Annotated in this window: 1 rRNA gene; it reads left to right on the top strand. The window is 57.3% G+C overall.

Going from position 1 to position 213, the window contains the following annotated elements:
* Positions 1–213 (top strand): 23S ribosomal RNA (locus tag RH81_RS16835); the annotation flags it as partial.

Below are 213 nucleotides of genomic sequence, written 5' to 3'. Positions count from 1 at the left end.
GTCCAGTGACCCGCATCTGAACACATAGGGTGCGTGGAGGGAACGTGGGGAAGTGAAACATCTCAGTACCCACAGGAAGAGAAAGCAACCGCGATTCCGTGAGTAGTGGCGAGCGAAAGCGGAAGAGGCTAAACCGGTCATGTGTGATAGCTGCTAGGCGTTGCATGGTCGGGGTCGTGGGACTCATCGGATCGGGCTAGCACTCGGTCAAGG

Origin of the sequence: Psychroserpens jangbogonensis (assembly GCF_000797465.1) — a bacterium.
Taxonomy (GTDB): domain Bacteria; phylum Bacteroidota; class Bacteroidia; order Flavobacteriales; family Flavobacteriaceae; genus Psychroserpens; species Psychroserpens jangbogonensis.
The sequence above is the reverse complement of the archived record's forward strand: the minus strand, read 5'-3'. Positions and strand labels throughout refer to the sequence as shown.